Origin of the sequence: Massilia sp. 9096 (assembly GCF_000745265.1) — a bacterium.
Classification (GTDB): domain Bacteria; phylum Pseudomonadota; class Gammaproteobacteria; order Burkholderiales; family Burkholderiaceae_D; genus Telluria.
Genome location: NZ_JQNN01000001.1, coordinates 2622419 through 2644188, shown reverse-complemented (window position 1 = coordinate 2644188; position 21770 = coordinate 2622419). Strand labels below are relative to the sequence as shown.

At 66.6% G+C, this 21770-nt stretch carries 27 protein-coding genes and 1 pseudogene; 19 read left to right on the top strand and 9 right to left on the bottom strand.

The features are described 5' to 3' along the window. Positions 1-39 precede the first annotated feature (39 nt). The 5 genes from FA90_RS11245 to FA90_RS11225 all read left to right on the top strand — a co-directional run bounded on the left by FA90_RS11245 (position 40) and on the right by FA90_RS11225 (position 4006). Positions 40-645, top strand: a complete 606-nt coding sequence (locus FA90_RS11245) for an NADPH-dependent FMN reductase (protein WP_051971714.1) — start codon at positions 40-42, stop codon at positions 643-645. Between the two features lie 45 nt (positions 646-690). After that, positions 691-1350, top strand: coding sequence for a tRNA-uridine aminocarboxypropyltransferase (locus FA90_RS11240; protein WP_036168764.1), 660 nt, complete (start codon positions 691-693; stop codon positions 1348-1350). A 189-nt stretch (positions 1351-1539) separates the two neighbouring features. Beyond that, a complete protein-coding gene (locus FA90_RS11235; protein ID WP_051972161.1) occupies positions 1540-2661 on the top strand; it encodes a PA0069 family radical SAM protein in 1122 nt (373 codons plus the stop codon). Between the two features lie 85 nt (positions 2662-2746). Further along, a complete protein-coding gene (locus FA90_RS11230) occupies positions 2747-3325 on the top strand; it encodes an AAA family ATPase (protein WP_036168762.1) in 579 nt (192 codons plus the stop codon). 114 nt (positions 3326-3439) lie between these two features. After that, entirely contained in the window at positions 3440-4006 is a 567-nt protein-coding gene (locus tag FA90_RS11225) for an RNA 2'-phosphotransferase (RefSeq protein WP_036168760.1), read from the top strand. Positions 4007-4083: 77 nt separating this feature from the next. On the opposite strand, the gene FA90_RS11220 is transcribed toward FA90_RS11225, so the two are convergent. The 4 genes and pseudogenes from FA90_RS11220 to FA90_RS27595 form a co-directional block, all read right to left on the bottom strand. Continuing rightward, positions 4084-4560, bottom strand: coding sequence for an ankyrin repeat domain-containing protein (locus FA90_RS11220; RefSeq protein WP_373994636.1), 477 nt, complete (start codon positions 4558-4560; stop codon positions 4084-4086). A 167-nt stretch (positions 4561-4727) separates the two neighbouring features. Further along, complete coding sequence (locus tag FA90_RS11215) at positions 4728-5300, bottom strand: gamma-glutamylcyclotransferase (protein WP_036168756.1); 573 nt, start codon at positions 5298-5300, stop codon at positions 4728-4730. A 45-nt stretch (positions 5301-5345) separates the two neighbouring features. After that, positions 5346-6215 (bottom strand): LysR substrate-binding domain-containing protein, encoded by an 870-nt coding sequence (locus tag FA90_RS11210; RefSeq protein ID WP_307172407.1) that lies wholly within the window; start codon positions 6213-6215, stop codon positions 5346-5348. After that, a pseudogene (locus tag FA90_RS27595) lies at positions 6216-6269 on the bottom strand (hypothetical protein); the annotation flags it as partial. Positions 6270-6441: 172 nt separating this feature from the next. Here FA90_RS27595 and FA90_RS11205 point away from each other — a divergent pair. Both FA90_RS11205 and maiA read left to right on the top strand, forming a co-directional pair. After that, positions 6442-7467, top strand: coding sequence for a fumarylacetoacetate hydrolase family protein (locus FA90_RS11205; RefSeq protein ID WP_036168754.1), 1026 nt, complete (start codon positions 6442-6444; stop codon positions 7465-7467). After that, positions 7464-8108 carry a maleylacetoacetate isomerase gene (gene maiA, locus FA90_RS11200; protein WP_036168752.1) on the top strand — a complete coding sequence of 215 codons (645 nt, stop codon included), beginning with the start codon at positions 7464-7466 and terminating at the stop codon, positions 8106-8108. Before FA90_RS11205 ends, maiA begins: the two co-directional genes overlap by 4 nt. Before the next feature lie 139 nt (positions 8109-8247). On the opposite strand, the gene FA90_RS11195 is transcribed toward maiA, so the two are convergent. Then, positions 8248-8706 carry a CBS domain-containing protein gene (locus FA90_RS11195; RefSeq protein ID WP_036168751.1) on the bottom strand — a complete coding sequence of 153 codons (459 nt, stop codon included), beginning with the start codon at positions 8704-8706 and terminating at the stop codon, positions 8248-8250. 200 nt (positions 8707-8906) lie between these two features. On the opposite strand from FA90_RS11195, the gene FA90_RS11190 reads away from it, so the two are divergent. The 12 genes from FA90_RS11190 (at position 8907) to bla (ending at position 19276) form a co-directional block, all read left to right on the top strand. Beyond that, entirely contained in the window at positions 8907-9686 is a 780-nt protein-coding gene (locus tag FA90_RS11190; RefSeq protein ID WP_036168748.1) for a uracil-DNA glycosylase, read from the top strand. A 174-nt stretch (positions 9687-9860) separates the two neighbouring features. Next, the gene (iscR, locus tag FA90_RS11185; RefSeq protein WP_036168746.1) at positions 9861-10346 is read left to right on the top strand and encodes a Fe-S cluster assembly transcriptional regulator IscR; all 486 of its coding nucleotides are present in this window, start codon (positions 9861-9863) and stop codon (positions 10344-10346) included. A gap of 38 nt (positions 10347-10384) precedes the next feature. Further along, complete coding sequence (locus FA90_RS11180; protein ID WP_036168744.1) at positions 10385-11641, top strand: IscS subfamily cysteine desulfurase; 1257 nt, start codon at positions 10385-10387, stop codon at positions 11639-11641. A 60-nt stretch (positions 11642-11701) separates the two neighbouring features. Continuing rightward, on the top strand, positions 11702-12100 hold the full coding sequence (iscU, locus tag FA90_RS11175; RefSeq protein ID WP_036168742.1) for a Fe-S cluster assembly scaffold IscU: 399 nt from the start codon (positions 11702-11704) through the stop codon (positions 12098-12100). A 170-nt stretch (positions 12101-12270) separates the two neighbouring features. Further along, positions 12271-12594: an iron-sulfur cluster assembly protein IscA gene (gene iscA / locus FA90_RS11170; RefSeq protein WP_036168740.1), complete on the top strand. Its 324-nt coding sequence runs from the start codon at positions 12271-12273 to the stop codon at positions 12592-12594. A 20-nt stretch (positions 12595-12614) separates the two neighbouring features. After that, the gene (gene hscB / locus FA90_RS11165; RefSeq protein WP_036168738.1) at positions 12615-13130 is read left to right on the top strand and encodes a Fe-S protein assembly co-chaperone HscB; all 516 of its coding nucleotides are present in this window, start codon (positions 12615-12617) and stop codon (positions 13128-13130) included. A gap of 118 nt (positions 13131-13248) precedes the next feature. Further along, positions 13249-15153, top strand: a complete 1905-nt coding sequence (gene hscA, locus FA90_RS11160; RefSeq protein WP_036168736.1) for a Fe-S protein assembly chaperone HscA — start codon at positions 13249-13251, stop codon at positions 15151-15153. A gap of 62 nt (positions 15154-15215) precedes the next feature. Further along, positions 15216-15554, top strand: a complete 339-nt coding sequence (gene fdx / locus FA90_RS11155; protein ID WP_036168734.1) for an ISC system 2Fe-2S type ferredoxin — start codon at positions 15216-15218, stop codon at positions 15552-15554. A 19-nt stretch (positions 15555-15573) separates the two neighbouring features. After that, positions 15574-16509, top strand: coding sequence for an SAM-dependent methyltransferase (locus tag FA90_RS11150; protein ID WP_036175293.1), 936 nt, complete (start codon positions 15574-15576; stop codon positions 16507-16509). A gap of 13 nt (positions 16510-16522) precedes the next feature. Beyond that, positions 16523-17557, top strand: a complete 1035-nt coding sequence (ltaE, locus tag FA90_RS11145) for a low-specificity L-threonine aldolase (protein ID WP_036168732.1) — start codon at positions 16523-16525, stop codon at positions 17555-17557. Next, a complete protein-coding gene (locus tag FA90_RS11140) occupies positions 17557-18264 on the top strand; it encodes an RNA pseudouridine synthase (RefSeq protein WP_036168730.1) in 708 nt (235 codons plus the stop codon). Before ltaE ends, FA90_RS11140 begins: the two co-directional genes overlap by 1 nt. Positions 18265-18382: 118 nt before the next feature. Next, a complete protein-coding gene (bla, locus tag FA90_RS11135) occupies positions 18383-19276 on the top strand; it encodes a class A beta-lactamase (RefSeq protein WP_036168728.1) in 894 nt (297 codons plus the stop codon). Here bla and FA90_RS11130 read toward each other — a convergent pair. From FA90_RS11130 to FA90_RS11115, 4 genes are read right to left on the bottom strand one after another with little or no spacing between them, the layout of a single operon-like run. Further along, the gene (locus tag FA90_RS11130) at positions 19260-19823 is read right to left on the bottom strand and encodes an RDD family protein (RefSeq protein ID WP_036168726.1); all 564 of its coding nucleotides are present in this window, start codon (positions 19821-19823) and stop codon (positions 19260-19262) included. The genes bla and FA90_RS11130 overlap by 17 nt on opposite strands. A 21-nt stretch (positions 19824-19844) precedes the next feature. Beyond that, on the bottom strand, positions 19845-20669 hold the full coding sequence (locus FA90_RS11125) for a DUF3106 domain-containing protein (RefSeq protein WP_051971713.1): 825 nt from the start codon (positions 20667-20669) through the stop codon (positions 19845-19847). Positions 20670-20672: 3 nt separating this feature from the next. Beyond that, positions 20673-21128 (bottom strand): DUF3619 family protein, encoded by a 456-nt coding sequence (locus FA90_RS11120; protein WP_036168724.1) that lies wholly within the window; start codon positions 21126-21128, stop codon positions 20673-20675. Further along, positions 21125-21694, bottom strand: a complete 570-nt coding sequence (locus FA90_RS11115) for an RNA polymerase sigma factor (RefSeq protein ID WP_036168722.1) — start codon at positions 21692-21694, stop codon at positions 21125-21127. Before FA90_RS11115 ends, FA90_RS11120 begins: the two co-directional genes overlap by 4 nt. Positions 21695-21770: the final 76 nt, after the last annotated feature.

The window sequence follows — 21770 nt, the reverse complement described above, 5'->3', positions numbered from 1 at the left end:
CCTTACTAGAATTTTGACTTATCGATAACGGAGAGGACCATGATCAAGATCGGGGTAATTGTCGGAAGCACGCGCCCGGGGCGCAAGGCGCTGGACGTGGCGAAATGGGTGATGGACATCGCCGGGATGCGCGGCGACGCCGCCTTCGAGCTGGTCGACATCCAGGATTTCAACCTGCCGCTGCTGGACGAGCCGTCGCCGCCGTCGCTGGGCCACTACACCCAGCCGCACACCAAGGCCTGGGCCGCCAAGATCGCGCAGTTCGACGGCTACGTGTTCGTCACGCCCGAGTACAACCACGCCACCTCGGGCGCGCTCAAGAATGCCATCGACTTCCTGTACAAGGAGTGGAACCACAAGGCTGCAGGCTTCGTCAGCTACGGCAGCGCGGGCGGCACGCGCGCGGTCGAGAACCTGCGCCTGATCATGGGCGAACTGATGGTGGCCGACGTGCGCGCGCAGGTGATGCTGTCGCTGTTCACCGATTTCGAGAATTTCGCCACCTTCAAGCCGAACGAGCGCCACGTGGCCGAAGTCGACGTGCTGTTCGACCAGGTGGTGCAGTGGTCCAAGGCGCTGCGCGTGCTGCGTCCCGACGCCGACCAGCATCCGTCGGACGGGCGCCTGGTCGGCGGCAGCGCATAAGGCCGGCGAGATCGACATGCGCGGGCGGCGCTACAATCGCCGCCCATGAACCTTCCCGATCCTTCGCATCCTCCTGCCGCCTCGGACTCGCGCCGCGCAAGCTGCGCCGCCTGCCTGCGCCCGGCCAGCGCCTGCATCTGTTCGTTCGTCCAGCCGCTGGCCAGCCGCGCCGAGCTGCTGATCCTGCAACATCCGCTCGAAGTGCGCAACGCCAAGAACAGCGCGCGCCTGCTGCACCTGTGCCTGCCCGCCAGCCGCGTGGCGGTCGGCGAAGCCTTCGACCCGGCCGAGCTGGACGCCTTGCTGCATGACGGCGGGCGCACGCCGCTGCTGCTGTACCCGGACACGCCCGGCGACGCCTCGCTCGGCATCGTGCCGCCGCCCGTCCTGGATGCCGGCCTGCTGGCGCATCCGGACAAGCTGCGGCTGGTGGTGCTGGACGGCACCTGGCGCAAGAGCCGCAAGATGCTCTATATAAATACACCTTTGCAGCGTTTGGCGCGCCTGGGCTTGTCCCACGTGCCGCCGTCCGCATATCGGATACGCAAGGCGCATGCGGCGCACCAGTTGTCGACGCTGGAGGCGACCGCGCTGGCGCTGGCGCAGCTGGAAGGCGATCCGGGCTGGTGCGCGCCGCTGCTGGAGGCATTTGATGTGTTTGTACAACACCAGGCGAATTTTTCCCCTCGCTTGAACCATATGTGATATCGGCGTAATATACTGTATAAACATACAGTACTTAAGGAGCGCCGCGTGAATCGCCTGAAAGCCAGCGCAACGGGTAGCGCAAATCGCAGTGCAAGCAGTATGGGCAGCATGGGAACCCCGGCTGCCGCAGCCGGTCGCGGCGCCGCGCGGTCGGAGTCGCAGGTCGTGTTGCCGTTCCAGCAACGCATGATGGGTCCGGTCCCGCTCAAGGGCCGCGGCGCCGTTACCAACCTCCAGGGCCGCTTTGACGTCAATGCGCGCGAGCGCTTCGACGACGGCTGGACCGTCCCGGGCGTCAAGGACGAACAGCCGGCCGCGCTCAAGACCCAGGTCACGGACGAGATCGCCAAGACCATTCTGACGCGCAACAATTCGCCGGACATTCCGTTCAGCGTCTCCCTCAACCCCTACCGCGGCTGCGAGCACGGCTGTATCTATTGCTTCGCCCGTCCGACGCACAGCTACCTCGGCCTGTCGCCGGGGCTGGACTTCGAAAGCCGATTGTTCGCCAAGGTCAATGCGGCCGACCTGCTGCGCCGCGAGCTGGCCAAGCCCGGCTACGTGCCCGAGAACATCGCGATCGGCGTGAACACCGATGCCTACCAGCCCTGCGAGCGCGACCGCCGCATCACGCGCGAGGTGCTGGAAGTGCTGGGGGAGTGCAATCATCCGTACGGCCTGATCACGAAGTCGGCGCTGATCGAGCGCGATATCGACCTGATCGCGCCGATGGCCGAGAAGGGCCTGGCCTGCGCGGCCATCACGCTGACCACGCTGGACGGCGAGATCGCACGCACGCTCGAGCCGCGCGCGGCCGCGCCGTCGCGCCGCCTGCGCGCGATCCGCACTCTGACCGAGGCCGGCATTCCGGTCAGCGTCAGCGTGGCGCCGATCATCCCCTTCGTGACCGACCACGAGATCGAGCGCATCCTGGAAGCGGCCAAAGACGCCGGCGCGGTCGGCGCGCACTACACGGTGCTGCGCATGCCGTGGGAAATCAGCCCGCTGTTCCAGCAATGGCTGCACGCCCACTTCCCGGACCGCGCCCAGCGCGTGATGAACCGCATCAAGGATCTGCGCGGCGGCAAGGAGTATGACAGCGAGTTCGGCAAGCGCATGAGCGGCGAGGGCATCTGGGCCGACCTGATCCGCCAGCGCTTCACCAAGGCCGTCAAGCGCCTCGGGCTGGAAGGGCGCATGAGCCGCTTCAACACGACCGACGCGTCGCAGTTCCGGAGGCCGCTGGTGGTGCCGAAGTCGATCGTCAAGCCGGAAAGCAGGGCGGCGGCGCAGATGGATTTGTTCTGATCCGCGTGTTGCCAGGCACGCTCCCGGTTGTGGCGGGGCGCGCAATCCCTTACGATGGCGCCTTTTCATGCATCGAGGCAAGCAGATGGCGCAGCAACAGAGTGGGGCGGACAAGGTAGCTGGAGGAGCGGCCGGGCGCGTCGTGTTCGTGGGCGCCGAATCGACCGGCAAGTCGACCTTGTCCGAGTATCTTGCCCACGCTTATGGCACCGTCTCGGTGCCGGAAATCGGCCGCTTCATCTGGGAAGAGAAGGGCGGCAAGCTGAACGCCGACGACTATGTCGAGATCGCCGTCCGGCACCGCGCCGCTGAAGACGCGGCCATGGCCCAGGCGCGGCGCTGGCTGTTCGTCGACACGAATGCGTTGACCACGCTGCTGCTCGGCGTCCAGTTCCGCCAGGTCGGCGATCCACCGCCGGCCGAGCTGCTGGGCGCCGCCGACGATTGCAAGGCGCGTTACGCTTATACCTTCGTCTGCGCCGACGACATCCCGTACGAAGAACAGGACGTGCGCGAGAACGAAGCCTGGCGTGGACGCATCCAGCAGCTGGTGCTGCAAGACCTTGAGGCGCGCGGCATTCCGTACACGATCGTGCGCGGCAGCGTCGAGGAGCGCGCGGCCCAGGTGCGACGCGTGCTGGACGCGACGACGCCTGCGGCTTGAGCCGTATCGCCTGGGCCTGAGCGCGCGGTCCGCTCAGGATGCGATGCGCATACGGCGCCGCGCGGGCAACGGGCGCGTGTATGCTTGGGGCTCTTTCGAATTCGTTAACATCCCATGCCGTCCGATCCCATCGTTACCACCAGCAAGCTGCTCAGCTTCGTGCTGCGCCATCGTCCCGACAGTATCGGCTTGCAGCTCGACCCCCAGGGCTGGGCCGACGTCGACGAGTTGCTGGCGCGCCTGCGCGCGGACGGCAAAGCGATCGAGCGCACCCTGCTGGAGCGGGTCGTGCGCGAGAACGACAAGCAGCGCTTCGCTTTCGACGCGGACGGGACGAAGATCCGCGCCAGCCAGGGGCATTCGGTCGAGGTCGACCTGGCCCTGCAGCCGCAAACGCCGCCGCCCGTGCTCTACCACGGCACCGCGAGCCGCTTCCTGAAATCGATCCTGGCCGAAGGCTTGCGCGCCGGCGCGCGCCATCAGGTGCATCTGTCGAGCGAAGTACAGACCGCGATGAACGTGGGCATGCGCTACGGCTTTCCGGTCGTGCTGCGCGTCGACGCGGCGCGCATGCAGCTCGCTGGCGCGGTTTTCTACCAGTCGGACAACGGCGTGTGGCTCACCGATGCGGTGGCGCCGCGTTATTTGAGCGTCATGGAGCGCGGCGCAATTGCCGTGTGACGCTGGCGCCTGGCGTCGGAGGCTCGGAGGGCGTCGAAGGCGTGGACGGTGATCGAACCGCCCACGCCGCGCCACGTTCAGCTCGCTTTGGTGACTTCCGTCAGCAGCGCTACCGTATCGGCCGCGCCCATCGTGCGCGCGGCGTCGAGGATGCTGCTGCCGCCCGCATCCACGCGGAACGGGTCGGCCCCGCGCGCCAGCAGCATGCGCGCGATGTCGACCCGGTTGAACATGGCCGCGAACGTCAACGCGGTCCTTCCGTTCGGACCGGCGGCGTCCGGCTGGGCGCCGCGCTCGAGCAGCAGGGTGGCGACCGGCAGGTCGCCCTTGAAGGCGGCGCCCTGCAGCGGCGACTGGCCGGCATCGTTCATGATTTCGGGATCGGCACCGTGGTCGAGCAGCGCACGCGCGGCGTCGAGGTGGCCGTGGTAGCAGGCCAGCATCAGCAGGCTGTCGCCGCGCTCGTTGCGCAGGTTGGGGGGGAAACCCTGGTCGAGCAGCGTGGCGAGTTCCGCCGCCTCGCCCGCGCGCGCGAGGCCGAACACGTGGCGCATGAAGGCCAGGGTATCTTCGTCGAGGTCTGCGACCGAGGGTTTAGAGGTGACCTGTTGCTGAGTCTGCTCGGGCTGCTGCATGCTGAATTCCTTTCGATGTCTGTTCGCGATCTAGATGACGATTAGACCACAACCTAATGGACACCGCTGAAGGCACATGCGTGGGATCAATCGTGCGGCAGGAACTCTTCGAGGTGGCGTTCGATCTCAAACACGTGCGCATCGAACTTCCCGAGTTCGCGTAGCGCCTTGGCCAGTTCCAGCAGGTATTCGCTGTTCGGCCCGCTCGGTCCGCAGGACGCGGCAATCTGGCGGGCAATGTCGCGTTCGCTCGCCGGGCCGAGGAATGCGGCGTTCTCGTGAGTGGCGATATACACCAGGCCATGGGCGCTGCTGCCGTCCTCGAAATGGATGTCGGTCGCCAGGCGCAGGTAGCCGTTCTTTTCGCGGTAATCCAGATGGGCGAACTCCTCCGGCGTGACGAGGTAGGCCATGCCATGGCAGACCGCGCCGGCGTCCGGCGCCAATGTCACCACGCGGCCGGGCGCGCTCTCGGTGCCGCGGTGGTCGTGAGAGCCCTGCCAGAAGCGCCGCGTCCAGCCCCCGATATGGGCCGGGCGCCGCTCGAGGAAGGGGAAGTCGGCCTTGAAGATCAGTGAGCCGTAGCCGAACAGCCAGACGCTGGCATGACCGTCGAATTGGCCCATGCGCTGGTTGATGGCGATGGTGTTGTGGGACATCGGCTTGAAGAGCGGGAGGAAGGAGTGCGCATTCTAGCGCGGCGCTCATGCGGATGCAGCCATGGGGTCGGCAACTGGATCGGCGACTGAGCCGGCGGCCGGGTGCGTGCCATGTTCTGCCACATACGAAAGGAGGAAATTCACGAAGGCTTCGGCAGCGGGCGACAGCGAGCGCTGTTCGCGCGTGTAGATGAAGAAGCGGCGCGTCAGGGTGGGCGCCGTCAGCGGCAGCGTGTGCAGGCCGTGCTGGCGCACCAGCGCGGCGGCATACGGCATGCACACCGTCACGCCGATGCCGACCGCCACCATGGCCAGCGCGGTCGTCATGTACGAGACTTCGTGGGCCGGCTTGAGCGTGACTTCGCGCAGGCCGGGCTGGACGTCCGCGTGCATGTCGGCCAGCAAGCGTTCGGTGAACTGGCCGCGCAGCGCGATCACCGGCCAGGCGGCCAGTTCGTCCCAGCCGATGCTGTGGCCGGCCTCGAGCTCCGATCCGGGCGCCGATGCGCGCGTCAGCAGCGGATGCCCGGGCGGCAGCACGGCCTCGAACGGCATCGTCATCAATTCGCGCGCTTCGAGCTGGGCGGCGGGGTCGCGTTCCGGACCGATGCCGAGGTCGCTTTCACCGGACAGCACGCGCGCGGTCACGCTTTCGACCGGGCTGTCGGCCAGGCTGATCTTGACCTCGGGGTGGCGCCGGTACCAGGCGGCGATTGCGCCCGGCAGCAGCGTGCACGCCATGAGTTGTGGCGCGGCCACGCGCACGATGCCCTTCTTGAGTTGCGCATGGTCCGCAATGTTCGCAAGCGCACGGTCCAGGTCGTCGATCATCTGGCTGAATAGGGGGTAGAGTTCGCGGCCGACTTCGGTAATCGAAATCCGGCGCGTACTGCGGTCGACCACACGTGCGGTCAAAGTTTGTTCGAGTTCTTTGATCAAACCGGACAAAGCTGACTGTGTGACGTGCATCGATTGCGCAGCGAGCGTAAAAGTTACCGGTCTTGGCCAGGGCGACGAAAGCGCGCATCTGGCGCAGGGTAGGATTCATCAGATAGTCCGATAAATAGAGCGGAAAATATTGTTTGTATGATAGTCCGTTTTAAGTTGTAATGCCGACAACTCAACATTGAATCGAGACAGCATGAAGCTTGCTACCCTGAAAACCGGTGGGCGCGACGGCACCCTGGTCGTCGTCAGCCGCGACCTCGTCACCTGCCAGGCCGTCCCCGGGATCGCGCGCACCCTGCAGAGCGCGCTCGACGACTGGGACCAGGTCGCGCCGCACCTGCAATCGGTCTACGAGCAGCTCAACGCCGGCACCGCGCCCGAGGCCGATTCCTTCATCGAGGCCGAATGCGCCTCGCCGCTGCCGCGCGCCTTCCAGTGGGCCGACGGCTCGGCCTACATCAACCACGTGGAGCTGGTGCGCAAGGCGCGCGGCGCCGAGGTGCCGCCGTCGTTCTACACCGATCCGCTGATGTACCAGGGCGGCTCGGATGCCTTCGTCGGCCCGTGCGACCCGATTGCCGTGCTGTCCGAGGAGTGGGGCGTGGACCTCGAGGCCGAAGTCGCCGTCGTCACCGGCGACGTGCCGATGGGCGCCGGCGCCGAGCAAACCGCGGCCGCCATCCGCCTGGTGATGCTGGTCAACGATGTCTCGCTGCGCAACCTGATTCCCAAGGAACTCGAAAAGGGCTTCGGCTTTTACCAGTCCAAGCCGGCCAGCGCATTCTCGCCGGTGGCGGTTACGCCGGATGAGCTCGGCAGCGCCTGGCGCGACGCCAGGCTGCATCTGCCGCTGGTCGTGACGCTCAACGGCCAGCCTTTCGGCCGCCCGAACGCGGGCGAGGACATGACGTTCAGCTTCGCGCAGCTGATCGCGCACGCCGCGCGCACGCGCGAGCTGAAGGCCGGCAGCATCATCGGTTCGGGCACGGTGTCGAACAAGCAGGGCAGCCTGCACGGTTCCAGTATCGAGGGCGGCGGCGTCGGCTATGCCTGCCTGGCCGAGCTGCGCATGTACGAAACCATCGAGCAGGGGGCGCCACGAACGCCTTTCCTGCGCTTCGGCGACACCGTCCGCATCGAGATGCAGGACGGGGCCGGGACGAGCATCTTCGGCGCGATCGAGCAGGAGGTCGCACACTATCACGGGAGGAAGGAATGAAGCTCTACACGTATTACCGCAGCTCGGCTTCTTATCGGGTGCGCATCGCGCTCAACCTGAAGGAACTGGGCTACGACGCGGTGCCGGTGCACCTGCTGCGCAACGGCGGCGAGCAACTGCAGGAACAGTACCATGCGATCAATCCGAGCGGCCTGGTGCCGGCCTTCCAGGACGACTACATCACGCTGACGCAATCGATGGCGATCCTCGAGTATCTGGAAGACGAGTACCCGCAGATCCCGCTGATGCCGAAGGACGCCACCGGCCGCGCGCGCGTGCGCGAGCTGGCCCAGATTGTTGCCTGTGATATCCATCCAGTGAACAACCTGCGCGTGCTGAATTACCTGGTCAAGGACATGGGCCTGTCCGAAGAGGTCAAGACCGAGTGGTACCGCCACTGGCTGGTGAGCGGTCTCGAAGTGCTGGAGAAACATTTGCAGCGCGACCCGAGCGCAGGCCCGCTGTGCCACGGCTACACCCCGACCATCGCCGATTGCTTCCTGGTACCGCAGGTCTACAACGCGGTGCGCCACGGCATCGACCTGGAGCCGTATCCGAACGTCCGGCGCATCAACGAGGCCTGCATCAAGCTGCCGGCGTTCATCGCCGCGCACCCGTCCAACCAGCCGGACGCCGAGTAAGGGGCGGCGCCGGCCGCCGCGGCGGGCACTCAGCAGCCACTCAGCGGCCACTCAGCAGGCACTCAGCAGGCACTCAGCAGGCACTGAGCGCCCGCCGAGCCCCCTGCCAGCGGCAGCGGTACTTCGCGCCGTACCTCGGTCAATGGCGCGTCTCGGCCCCGATCGTCGAGCGGTCCGGCTCGGCCGGAAACGACACTTCCTCCAGCGCCCGGTCGATGCCGGCCGAATGCTTGGTCGCCATGTCGCCGAGCGACACGATACCGATCACTTCATGCGACTGCTGGTCGACCACCGGCAGGCGACGGATCTGCACGTCGCCCATCTGGCCCAGCACTTCGTCGACGGTCTGGTGGGGCGAGCAGGTGCGCACGTCGGTGCTCATCACGTCGCCCACGCGGGTCTCGCCGGGCGCCTGGCCGGCGGCGGTGGAGCGCACGGTGATGTCGCGGTCGGTGATCATGCCGACCAGTTTCTGCCCGTCGAGCACTGGAATCGCGCCCACGTTCAGTTCGTCCATCAGCTGCGCGGCGCGCTGCACGGTTTCCTGCGGCGTAATGCTCTGCACGTCGCGGGTCATCACATCCTGGATGGTTTGCATGGAAAGCCTCCTGATAAAGTCTAATAAAGACCTGACAAAGAATTCGGTGAACCGGAGCGGCACAGGATGCACGCTTTCGCGAAAGGCGGACGCCAGCTTGACGCTCGGAACGGGCGCAAAAAAGGCGGGTGCGCGGGTCTTGTCGAAGGCCGCCTCGGCTACAATCTGCGACCTTCGACCCTTGCCATTCCGATAGCGCCATGCTCGATACGACGATCCCGCCCGCCATCCTCGACGCCTTGACACTCGCCGACGCCTCCTGGCGCCCGCACCTGGAGGCCGGCCTGCGCGCGATGGCCAAGGCCACGCCCGACTACCTGCCGGCGCTGGCCGAGGACCGCTACCTGCCGACCGGGGGGCGCCTGTTCGCCGCCTTCTCGCTGCCGCTGGATGGCGTACGCTACGTGCTGGTGGGGGAGGGGCCGTATCCGCGCGAGGAGAGCGCGACCGGCGTGTGCTTCATGGACGGCGCCGTGGGCGCGCTGTGGTCGGCGACCGGCCTGTCCAAGCCGGTCAACCGGGCGACCTCGCTGCGCAACTTCATGAAGATGCTGCTGGTGGCCGGCGGACAATTGACCATCGACGACACCGGTGGCGCCGCGCTGGCCCCGATCGCCAAGGCGTCCGAAGCCAGGGGCATGATCCAGACCCTGCCCGAGCTGCAGGACAACCTGACCGGCGAAGGCTTCCTGCTGCTGAATGCCTCGCTGGTGTTCCGCAAGCACGTGGCCCCGGTCGTCGACGCGCGCGCCTGGCTGCCTTTGCTGCGCGCCGTGTTCGCCGCGCTGGCCGCGCAAGCCACCCAGCCGACGCTGGTCTTGTGGGGCAAGATCGCCGAGCAACTCGACAAGGTGCCGGAAACGCAACAGTTCCCTTCGATTCGCGCCGAGCACCCCTACAACCTGAGCTTCATCGGCCACCAGGGCATGCAGCAATTCTTCGGTCCGATGCGGCTGCTGCAGCGCCGTGCGGGACCATAAAACGCGGGAAAAACAGGCGGGAAGAAGGGCTGCCGGGCAGGGCAGGCGTTTTGGCGCGTCCCAAGCAAAGCACTGGGATTTGCGCTATACTTGACTAAATCGATCGGGTAATAAAGTAGCCTACCTGATGAGAAGCAAGAGTTTAACACTGTTTGTATGACAACCGGGGTTGTGATGCGTCTGACCACCAAAGGCCGTTTTGCTGTTACCGCGATGATCGATCTCGCCCTGCGCCAGGGCGCGGGTCCGGTCACGCTGTCGGGCATCAGCCAGCGCCAGGCCATTTCGCTGTCCTACCTGGAGCAGCTGTTCGGCAAGCTGCGCCGGCACGAGATCGTCGAGTCGGTGCGCGGCCCGGGCGGCGGCTACAGCCTGGCGCGCAGCGCCGACAAGGTCACCGTCGCCGACATCATCATCGCCGTCGACGAGCCGATCGACGCCACCCAGTGCGGCGGCAAGGAAAACTGCCACGGCGCCGACGCGGCGGCCGGGTCGCGCTGCATGACCCACGAACTGTGGGCCACGCTCAACGCGAAGATGGTCGACTTCCTCGATTCCGTGACCCTGCATGACCTGGTCGAGCAACAGAAACAGAAAGAACATCAAGATCAGAGCGTCGTCGTGATGCATCCTCGCCACGCCGCCGTCGGACAAAATTGAAGTGGTGAATCCGCTTTTAGAAAACTGGAGTGATAACGATGAACGCCCCCCTGGATAAACAAATCGAGCAGAGCTTCCAGACTGCGCCGCACTTCCCGATCTACATGGATTACTCGGCCACCACGCCGATCGATCCGCGTGTCGCCGACAAGATGATTCCGTTCCTGCGCGAGCAGTTCGGCAATCCGGCCTCGCGCAGCCACGCCTACGGCTGGAGCGCCGAGGCGGCGGTCGAGGAAGCGCGCGTTCAGGTGGCCAAGCTGGTCGGCGCCGATCCGCGCGAGATCATCTGGACCTCGGGCGCGACCGAGTCGAACAACCTGGCCTTGAAGGGCGCGGCCCACTTCTACAAGTCCAAGGGCAAGCACATCATCACCGTCAAGACCGAGCACAAGGCCGTGCTGGACACCGTGCGCGAACTCGAACGCGAAGGCTACGAAGCGACCTACCTCGAGCCGCAGGACAACGGCCTGATCACGCTCGAGCAGCTGGAAGCGGCGATGCGTCCGGACACCATCCTGGTCTCGGTCATGCTGGTGAATAACGAGATCGGCGTGGTCCAGCCGATCAAGGAAATCGGCGAGCTGTGCCGCAAGAAGGGCATCATCTTCCACAGCGACGCCGCGCAAGCCACCGGCAAGGTCGAGATCAACCTGGAAGAGCTGAAGGTCGACCTGATGAGCTTTAGCGCTCACAAGACCTACGGTCCGAAGGGCATCGGCGCGCTGTACGTGCGCCGCAAGCCGCGCGTGCGCCTGGAAGCGCAGATGCACGGCGGCGGCCACGAGCGCGGCCTGCGTTCGGGCACGCTGGCGCCGCACCAGATCGTCGGCATGGGCGAAGCCTTCCGCCTCGCCCGCGAAGAGATGAGCACCGAACTGGCGCGCATCAAGGCGCTGCGCGACCGCCTGGCCGCCGGCCTGATGCAGATCGAAGAGGTCTACGTCAACGGCGACATGGAACACCGCGTGCCGCACAACCTGAACGTCTCGTTCAACTTCGTCGAGGGCGAGTCGCTGATCATGGCGGTCAAGGACATCGCCGTGTCGTCGGGTTCGGCCTGCACCTCGGCCTCGCTGGAGCCGTCCTACGTGCTGCGCGCGCTGGGCCGCAGCGACGAACTGGCGCACAGCTCGATCCGCTTCACGATCGGCCGTTTCACGACCGAGCAAGACATCGACTTCGCCGTCCAGCTGCTGAAGGACAAGGTTGGCAAGCTGCGCGAATTGTCGCCGCTGTGGGAGATGCACAAGGATGGCATCGACCTGAATTCGATCCAGTGGGCCGCTCACTAAGCGATTACCGAGCACCGGCCTTTACGCAATCAACGCATACGCATATTTAGGAGCACTACCATGGCTTACTCGGACAAAGTCCTCGACCACTACGAAAACCCGCGCAACGTCGGCTCGTTCGACAAGAACTCGGACGACGTCGGCACCGGTATGGTCGGCGCACCGGCCTGCGGCGACGTGATGAAGCTGCAGATCAAGGTCAACGAAGCCGGCGTCATCGAAGACGCCAAGTTCAAGACCTACGGCTGCGGTTCGGCGATCGCCTCGAGCTCGCTGGTGACCGAATGGGTCAAGGGCAAGTCGCTGGACGAAGCGCTGTCCATCAAGAACACCCAGATCGCCGAAGAGCTGGCGCTGCCGCCGGTGAAGATCCACTGCTCGATCCTGGCGGAAGACGCGATCAAGGCCGCCGTCGCCGACTACAAGCACAAGCACGCCGCCGAAGAAAAAGCAGCGTAAGGACCTCGCAAACCTACTGCGCGTTGCAGGTTCGGTTTGCGATGCTCGCTGTACTACTCGTACAGCTGCGCTTCTCTACCAAACCTGCGGCCGCTCGCTACGGTTTTCGAGGCCCTTATTGCAGTACTAATGTTGTATTAAGTATTTTGTAAGCAAGCTGGAGATTTGACATGGCAGTGACTCTCACCGAAAAAGCCGCGAAACATATCAATCGCTACCTCGAGCGCCGGGGCAAGGGAGTCGGCTTGCGTTTCGGCGTGCGCACCACCGGCTGCTCCGGCCTGGCCTACAAGCTGGAATACGTCGACGAGGCGGCGAATGAAGACAACGTGTTCGAATCGCACGGCGTGAAGGTCTTCGTCGACCCCAAGAGCCTGCCCTACATCGACGGCACCGAACTCGATTTCGCCCGCGAAGGCCTGAACGAAGGTTTCCGCTTCAACAACCCGAACGTCAAGGACAACTGCGGCTGCGGCGAAAGCTTCCGCATCTGACGCGGGCCGATCGTATCGACATGCAGAATCACTTCGAGCTGTTCCAGCTGCCCGCCAGGTTCGACATCGACATGAACGCCCTGGACAGCGCCTACCGCGAAGTCCAGGGCCGGGTGCACCCGGACCGCTTCGTCAACGCTTCCGACGCCGAAAAGCGCGTCGCGATGCAATGGGCGACGCGCGCCAACGAGGCCTATCAAACGCTGCGCAATCCGCAAAAGCGCGCCCAGTACCTCTGCGAGATCAACGGCGTCGACCTGCAGACCGAGTCCAACACGGCCATGCCGATGGACTTCCTGATGGAGCAGATGGAGCTGCGCGAGGCGCTCGACGATGCGCGCTCCGACAAGGACGCGGCGGCGCTGGACGCGATCGACGCGCGCTTGCGCAGCGAGCGCAAGAGCCGCCTGGCCCAGGTCGGCCAGCTGCTCGACGCCGGCGACTTTCAGCAGGCCGCGCAGGGCGTGCGCGCGCTGATGTTCCTGGAGCGCTTCGGCGACGACGTGCAGCGCGCCTTCGAAGCGCTGGAGAGCTGAGGCGCGAGCACACAAGATGACATGAATTCCCTAGGGTGGGCATTCGGGCCGCGGCCTCGAATGCCCACCCTAAGTAATTTTCGAACCATATCGAATAATAAAACCAGGTAACACGACCATGGCATTACTGCAGATTTCCGAACCCGGCATGTCGACCGCGCCGCACCAGCACCGGCTGGCGGTGGGCATCGACCTGGGCACCACCAATTCGCTCGTCGCGACGGTGCGCCACTCGATCCCCGAAGTCCTGAGCGACGAGGATGGCCGCGCGCTGTTGCCATCGGTCGTGCGGTATTTGCCGAACGGCCACGCCAACATCGGCTACAAGGCGATGGCGGCGCGCACCACGGACCCGAAGAACACCATCGTCTCGGTCAAGCGCTTCATGGGCCGCGGCCTGAAGGACATCGCCCACGCCGAAAACCTGCCGTATGACTTCGTCGATGGTGGCCGCGAAGGCGGTCACGGCATGGTGCAGCTGAAAACCGTGGCCGGCGTGAAAAGCCCGGTCGAGGTCTCGGCCCAGATCCTGGCCACGCTGCGCCAGACCGCCGAGGATGCGCTTGGCGACGAGCTGGTCGGCGCCGTGATCACCGTCCCGGCCTACTTCGACGATGCCCAGCGCCAGGCGACCAAGGACGCGGCCCAGCTGGCCGGCCTGAACGTGCTGCGCCTGCTGTCCGAGCCGACCGCCGCGGCCATCGCCTACGGCCTGGATAACGGCCAGGAAGGTGTGTTCGCCGTGTACGACCTGGGCGGCGGCACCTTCGACATCTCCATCCTGAAGCTCTCGAAAGGCGTGTTCGAAGTGCTGTCCACCGGCGGCGACTCGGCCCTGGGCGGCGACGACTTCGACCAGCGCCTGTTCTGCCACATCACGCAGCAGGCCGGTCTCGCGCCGCTGTCGGACGTCGACACCGCGACGCTGATGGTCAAGGCGCGCCAGGCCAAGGAACTGCTGTCGACCAACGAGGAAACCACGGTCGAGGCGATCCTGAAGTCGGGCGAGCTGGTGCAGGTCACCATCTCGGCCAGGACCTTCGCCGAGATCACCCAGAACCTGGTCGCCAAGACCATGAACGCCGTGCGCAAGGCCATGCGCGACGCCAGCGTGACGGTCGAAGACGTCGACGGCGTGGTGCTGGTCGGCGGCGCGACGCGCATGCCGCACATCCGCCGCGCGGTCGGCGACTTCTTCCACACCATCCCGCACGCCAACATCGACCCGGACAAGGTCGTGGCGCTGGGCGCCGCGATCCAGGCCAACCTCCTGGCCGGCAACCGCGCCGCCGGCGACGACTGGCTGCTGCTGGACGTGATCCCGCTGTCGCTCGGCATCGAGACGATGGGCGGCCTGGTCGAGAAGATCATCCCGCGCAATTCGACGATTCCCTGCGCGCGCGCACAGGAGTTCACCACCTTCAAGGATGGCCAGACCGCGCTGGCCGTGCACGTGGTGCAGGGCGAGCGCGAGCTGGTGTCGGACTGCCGTTCGCTGGCGCGCTTCGAGCTGCGCGGCATCCCGCCGATGGCGGCCGGCGCGGCGCGCATCCGCGTCACCTACCAGGTCGACGCCGACGGCCTGCTGTCGGTGTCGGCGCGCGAGACGCGCTCGGGGGTGGAAGCGTCGATCACGGTCAAGCCGTCCTACGGCCTGGGCGACGACGAGGTCGCGCGCATGCTGCAGGACTCGTACAATTCGGCCTCGATCGACATGGCGGCGCGCGCGCTGCGCGAAGAGCAGGTCGAGGGCGAGCGCATCCTGCTGGCCACGCAGTCGGCGCTCGACCTTGATGCCGACCTGCTCAGCGGCGAGGAACAGGACGCGATCGCCAAGCTGGTGCACGCGGTGCGCGATGCGATGATGCGCGCGAACGACCAGGACATCGAGGCCGGTACGCGCCAGAACGCGCTGCACGACGCAGTCCAGGACCTGGCGCGCGGCACCGAGCAATTCGCAGCGCGCCGCATGGACAAGAGCGTGCGCAAGGCGCTGGCGGGCAAGGCGCTCGACCAGGTATGAAAGACCATGTCATCCCGGCTGCGCCGTGATGACGGCAAAAATAAAATAGAAGAGGTAAAGAAGTGCCACAAATCGTCATCCTGCCCCATCCCATGTTCTGCCCCGACGGCGCCGTGCTCGAAGGCACGCGCGGCAAGTCCATCTGCGACACGCTGCTCGAGAACGACATCGAGATCGAACACGCCTGCGACCGCGTGTGCGCCTGCACCACCTGCCACGTGGTCGTGCGCGAAGGCTTCGATTCGCTCAACGAGCCGCAGGAACAGGAAGAGGACATGCTCGACAAGGCCTGGGGCCTGGAGCCGAACTCGCGCCTGTCCTGCCAGGCCATCATCGCCGACGAAGACCTCGTCGTCGAGATCCCGAAATACACCATCAACCACGCGGCCGAGAACCACTGAGTGCCGCTGAGTGCGCGTCATGAAACAAGCTGACAAGGGCGCGGGCAAGAAGCCGGCGCCGACCATCTACGAACTGGCGCCGGAAATCAAGCCGGGCCAGTCGATCGAGCTGCTCAAGGAGCTGCACATCCTCACGCGCGACGGCAAGCTGAACCAGGACAGCCGGCGCAAGCTCAAGCAGGTGTATCACCTGGTGCAGTTCATCGAGCCGCTGCTCAAGGATGCGCAAGCCCAAAAGAACGCCGACGCGGGACCGGTGTCCGTGGTCGACCACGGCGCCGGCAAGTCCTATCTCGGCTTCATCCTGTACGACCTGTTCTTCAAGGACAAGCCGCAGGGCGAGCAGGGCCATATCTACGGCATCGAGACGCGCGAGGAACTGGTGCAGAAGTCGGCCGCGCTGGCCGATCGCCTCGGCTTCGGCGAGGGCATGTCCTTCCTGAATCTGTCGGTGGCCGAATCGACCGGGTCCGACCAGCTGCCGCCCTCGATCGACGTGGTCACCGCGCTGCACGCCTGTAACACCGCGACCGACGACGCGATCGACTTCGCGCTCAAGAAGCATGCGAAACACATCGTGCTGGTGCCGTGCTGCCAGGCCGAGATCGCCACGGTGCTGCGCAAGAACAAGGGCAAGGACCTGGGCCGCAGCGTGCTGACGGAAATCTGGCGCCACCCGATCCATACGCGCGAGTTCGGCAGCCAGATCACCAACGTGCTGCGCTGCCTGCAGCTGGAAGCGCACGGCTACCAGGTCACGGTGACCGAACTGGTGGGCTGGGAGCACTCGATGAAGAACGAACTGATCATCGCCACCTATAAAAACCTGCCGCGCCGCCGGCCCGCCGAGCGCCTGCAGGAGGTCATGGCGGAGCTGGGGCTGGAAGAGATGGCCGGCCGCTTCTATACTGACGCATCCACCGCGGCAAGCGCCGCATTCGCCACCACCGATTGAGAACGACGAGACCATGAGCGACCAAACCCAGCGCTGGATCGACCTGCGCAGCGACACCGTGACCCAACCGTCTGAAGCGATGCGCGCCGCCATGGCGGCCGCCCCGGTCGGCGACGACGTCTACGGCGACGACCCGACCGTCAATCGCCTGCAGGACGTGGCCGCCGAGCTGTTCGGCCATGAGGCCGGCCTGTTCGCACCGAGCGGCACGCAGACCAACCTGATCGCGCTGATGACGCACTGCGGCCGCGGCGACGAGTACCTGGTCGGCCAGGAAGCGCACACCTACAAGTACGAGGGTGGCGGCGCCGCGGTGCTGGGCAGCATCCAGCCGCAGCCGATCGCCAACCAGCCGGACGGTTCGATCGCGGTCGAGGACATCGCCGCCTACATCAAGCCGGACGACATGCACTTCGCGCGCTCGCGCCTGCTCGCGCTCGAGAACACCATCGGCGGCCGTGTGCTGCCGCGCGACTACGTGATAGCCGCGACCGACTTCGCGCACGGAAAAGGCCTGGCCACCCACCTCGACGGCGCACGCGTGTGCAACGCCGCCGTCAGGCAGGGCGTCAGCCTGCGCGAGATCGTGGCCGGTTTCGACACGGTGTCGGTGTGCCTGTCCAAGGGCCTGGGTACGCCGGTCGGCTCGGTGCTGCTCGGCCCGAAGGCCTTCATCGAACAGGGCAAGCGCTGGCGCAAGATGCTGGGCGGCGGCATGCGCCAGGCCGGCGTCATCGCCGCGGCCGGCCTGTACGCGCTCGAGCACAACGTCGAGCGCCTGGCCGACGACCATGCCAACGCGCTGGCGCTGTCCGAGGGCCTGGCCCAGATCGAGGGCTTGAGCGTCACGACGCCGCAGACCAACATCTTCTACGTCGACATGCCGCCGGCCGCCTGCGCGCCGCTGTCCGCAGCGCTGGCGCGCCAGGGCATCCGCGCTTCGATCGGCCCGCATACGCGCCTGGTGACCCACCTGGACGTGAGCGCAGAAGACGTGCAGAAGGTGATCCAGGCCTTCAAGGCCTTCTTCCAGGACTGGCGCGCTTGATGACGGACGTGTCGCAGAAGGACGGCGAAGGCATTCGCCTGGCCAAGCGCGTGGCCGAAGTCGCGGGCTGTTCGCGCGCCGAGGCCGAGCGCTACATCGCCGGCGGCTGGGTCAGCGTCGACGGCGGCGTGGTCGAGGACCCGGCTTCGCGCGTGACGCCCGCGCAGGCGGTCGCGCTGCTGCCGGGCGCCGAACCCTCCGAGCCGCTGCCGGCCACGATCCTGCTGCACAAGCCGGCCGGCGTCGATGCCGCCGGTCTGCTGGCATTGATCGCGCCCGAGACGCAAGCGGCGCCGGGCCAGCGTTTCCTGCGCCGTCACCTGGCCAAGCTCGACCCGGTCACGCCGCTCGACAAGGCAGCCAGCGGCCTGGTCGTGCTGAGCCAGGACTGGCGCATCGTGCGCAAGCTGGTGCAGGACGCCGATCGCATCGAGCACGAGTACGTGGCAGAGGTCAGCGGCGCCATCGCGGACAACGGCCTGTCGCGCCTGAACATGGGCGGCGCCTATCCGCTCAAGGCCAGCTGGCAGAGCGAAGGGCGCTTGCGCTTCGCCGGCAAGGGCGTCGACGCGGCGCGCATCCTCGACCTGTGCGCGGGCGTGGGCTTGACGGTGACCTCGCTGCGCCGCCTGCGCATCGGCCGTGTCGCGCTGGCCGGCATGCCGGCGGGGCGCTGGCGCTTCCTCGGCGAACACGAAAAGTTCTGACCCGGCGCGTTTCGTCACGCCGGCCCGGGCGCCGGTCACACGGCCGCGCCAAGGCGCGCCAGCCGTTCTAGAATGGCCGTGTCATCCACTCGGCCATGCGCCAGGCGCGCCTTCCCATATGCATTCGACCACCCGTCGCCACATCCTGCTTGCGCTGGCTGCGCTGCCGTTCGACGGCGCCATCGCCGCTAGCGTACAAAATGCCGTCGATACTGCGGATGGCGGCTTTGCCGCGCTGGAGCGTGAGTTCGGGGGCGAACTCGGCGTTGCAGCCATCGACGGCGCCAGCGGCCGCACCATCGGCTACCGGCAGGACCGGCGCTTCCCGATGTGCAGCACTTTCAAGACCGTGCTGGTGGCCGCGATCCTCGCGTGCGCCGAGCGTGAGCCGGGTCTGCTCGAGCGGCAGGTCGCGCTGCCGAAACAGGTGTTCGTGAACTACTCGCCGGTGACCGGCAAGCACGCGGGCGGCGCGCTGTCGGTGGCCGAGCTGTGCGCTGCAGCGCTGCAGTACAGCGACAACACGGCGGCCAACGCGCTGCTGCGCGAAGTGAACGGACCGGCGGCACTGACGCGTTACGCGCGCACGCTGGGCGATACCGACTTTCGCCTGGACCGCTGGGAAACCGAGCTGAACTCGGCCATCCCTGGCGACCCGCGCGACACCACCACGCCGCTGGCGATGGCGCGCACGCTGCGCACGCTGCTGCTGGGCGATGGCCTGGCGCCTGACGCGCAGGCGCGCCTGCGCGCGTGGATGCTGGGGAACACCACCGGCAAGGACCGCATCCGCGCCGCCGCGCCGGCCGGCTGGAAAGTCGCCGACAAGACCGGCACCGGCAGCTACGGCAGCGCCGGCGACATCGCCGTGCTGTTTCCGCCGCAGCGCGCGCCGGTCGTGCTGGCCATCTACACCCGCCGGGCCGCCAAGGACGCCCAGGGCCGCAGCGACATCATCGCGCGCGCGGCGCGCATCGCGCTGGAGGGGCTCGGACTCAGGCCGCCGGCTTGAGCGGCTCCGCTTCGGCGGCCGGCGCGCGCCTGGCCGGCAGCGCTACCACGCGCGTGCCGGCCAGCCGGTCGTGCAGGAACTGGCGGTCGCGGTCGAACAGGGCGGTCAGCGCCCAGGCCAGCACGCCTAGGCCGAGCACCAGCCCATTCGAGACCTTGTCGTGCAGGCCGAGCAGGACGTTGAGCTCGTGCGCCGGCAAGATCCAGCCCCAGGCCAGCAGATAGCGCACGACCGCATTGCGCAGCGGGACGCGCGCATACGGCTGCGCGCTTGCGCCCGCGCGCGTGACGCACATGCGCCAGGTTTTCATCGCCAGCGTGTGCCCGCTGGCGGTCCAGTTGTAGACGAAGTAGGCGCCGGTGGCCAGGAACAGCACGACCTTCAGGCCGAACAGGGCGATCGGCGCATGGCTGTTCCGGGTGAGCAGCATCCACAGCGCGGCCGCGAGCACGTTCACCGCCAGCACCAGGAACACTTCGTAGACCAGGGCGATCAGGCGGCGCTTGATGCTTGGCGTACTTGCGGTGCTGGCGGTGCTGGCGCTCATCGCGGCCTCGTTGGTGGAAGGTCAGGCGTTGTTCGGTGTGATGCCCCAGTTCTCCGGCACCCGCTTTTCCGGCGCCGGTGCGGGCTGGGCGGGCGGCGCGGCGGACGGCGGCACTGCCGGCGCGGGCTGCGGCGTGATGGCCGGCGTCGTGCTCTGCAGCGCGCCCGGCGCTACGCAGGGCGGCGTGGCGGACATGGTATTGCGCACGGTGCCGGCGGGGCAGGAGGTGGCGCCACGGCCGAGTGGAGCCGTGATCTTGCCGTCGGCCTGCGACGGCACCACCGCCGGCGCCTTGCGCCCGGTTGCCGAGGCCGCCAGCTTCTTCTTCTGGTCGTCGGGCAGTTGCTGGTAGCTCTCCCAGGTCGCGGTCTTCTGGTCCGGGGCGATCTTGCGGGTGCGGTTGTAGGTCTCGCGCGCCAGTTCGCGCTGCTCGGGCGTGAGCCTGGCCCATTCACGCATGCGCGCGTGCACGCGTTCCTGCTCTTCCGGCGTCATGTTGGCAAAGCGGTTGGCCAGCTGCAGCCATTTCTGCTTGCGCACGCCATCCATCTGGTCCCACTCGCCCTGCAAGGGTTGCAGCGCCAGCTGCTGGGCCGGGGTGAGGGCGCGCCACAGCGGCTTGTCGCCGCCTTTGTCGCCCTTGCGCGCGGGCGCGCCGGGCTTGCCCGCTTGCGCCGCGTTTGCAGGCGCGGCGCCGGCCTGGACGGCGCCGGCCGAGGCAGGCTTGCCGGGCGCGGCGCCGCTCTCCTGGCGGTCGCATCCCGACAGCAGGCCGGCCAGCGCCAGCATCACCCCGGCCGCCGCGATGGCGGCCGCACCGGCAACGTTACGCTTGTGTACCGTCATCCTTTACTGGGCGCGCTGTGGCGGCTGTTGTTGCTGTTGTTGGGCCAGGTAAGCGTTGAAGCCGTGGTCGGTATAGGCGGTCAGCGGCAGGTTGTCGGACAGCACGGCGGCGTCCAGCTCGGCCAGTTCCGCCGTGCGCTGTTCGCGTTCGTTCTGGTACACGCCGACCAGGCCGACCACCATGGCCAGCAGCGGCGCCGCAACGGCGGCGCGCATGGCCCACGGCAGGGCCAGCGCCGAGCGCAGGTCGAAACGCGGTTCACGCACCGGCTTGCGCTGCGGCTGCTGTACCGTGGCGGTGCGCGGCGCATCGGCGCGAGCGGCGTCCGGCCGCTTGCGCGCGATGGCGGCGGCGCGCGCGGCGGCCAGGCGGTCCGTCGTCGATGCCGGCAGGTTTTCGAGGTTCTGGTTCAGCGCATGGCGGATCTTGTACGCCAGGTTGATGTCGTCGGTATTCATAGTTTAATTCCCTTGGCCTCGAGCGCTTTTTGAAGGGCATGCGTAGCGCGAGAGCAGTGTGTCTTCACGCTGCCCTCGGAGCATCCCATTGCTTCAGCCGTTTCGGCCACGTCCATGTCTTGCCAGTAACGCATGAGGAAGGCTTCCCGTTGACGCGCCGGGAGTTTTTGTATCTCGTCGTCGATCAGGCGCAGGGTTTGTGCGCGTTCGACCTGGTCTGCGCTCGACTCGGCCGCGGCGCTGCCTTCCTCGGCCTCGTAGGAGCCGAGTATATCAAAGTCCTCGTCGTCGTCGTCCCGGCGACCGAGGTTGCCGAAGAGGCTGACCCAGGTGTTGCGTACCTTCTCGCGGCGGAAATAATCGAGGATCGTGGTCTGCAGGATGCGCTGGAACAGCATCGGCAACTCGGCCAACGGCTTGTCGCCGTATTTCTCGGCCAGCTTGATCATCGCGTCCTGAACGATGTCGAGCGCTGCTTCGTCCTTGCGGACTGCGTACGCCGCCTGCTTGAAGGCGCGCCGCTCGACACTCTCGAGGAAGTCGTTGAGTTCTTTGTCAGTGGCCATGCGATGAAGTGGTCGCCACCGGTGCGTTGCCTGTGGCTGTTGGAAAACTTTCGAATCCTAGCAAAAAATATGGATG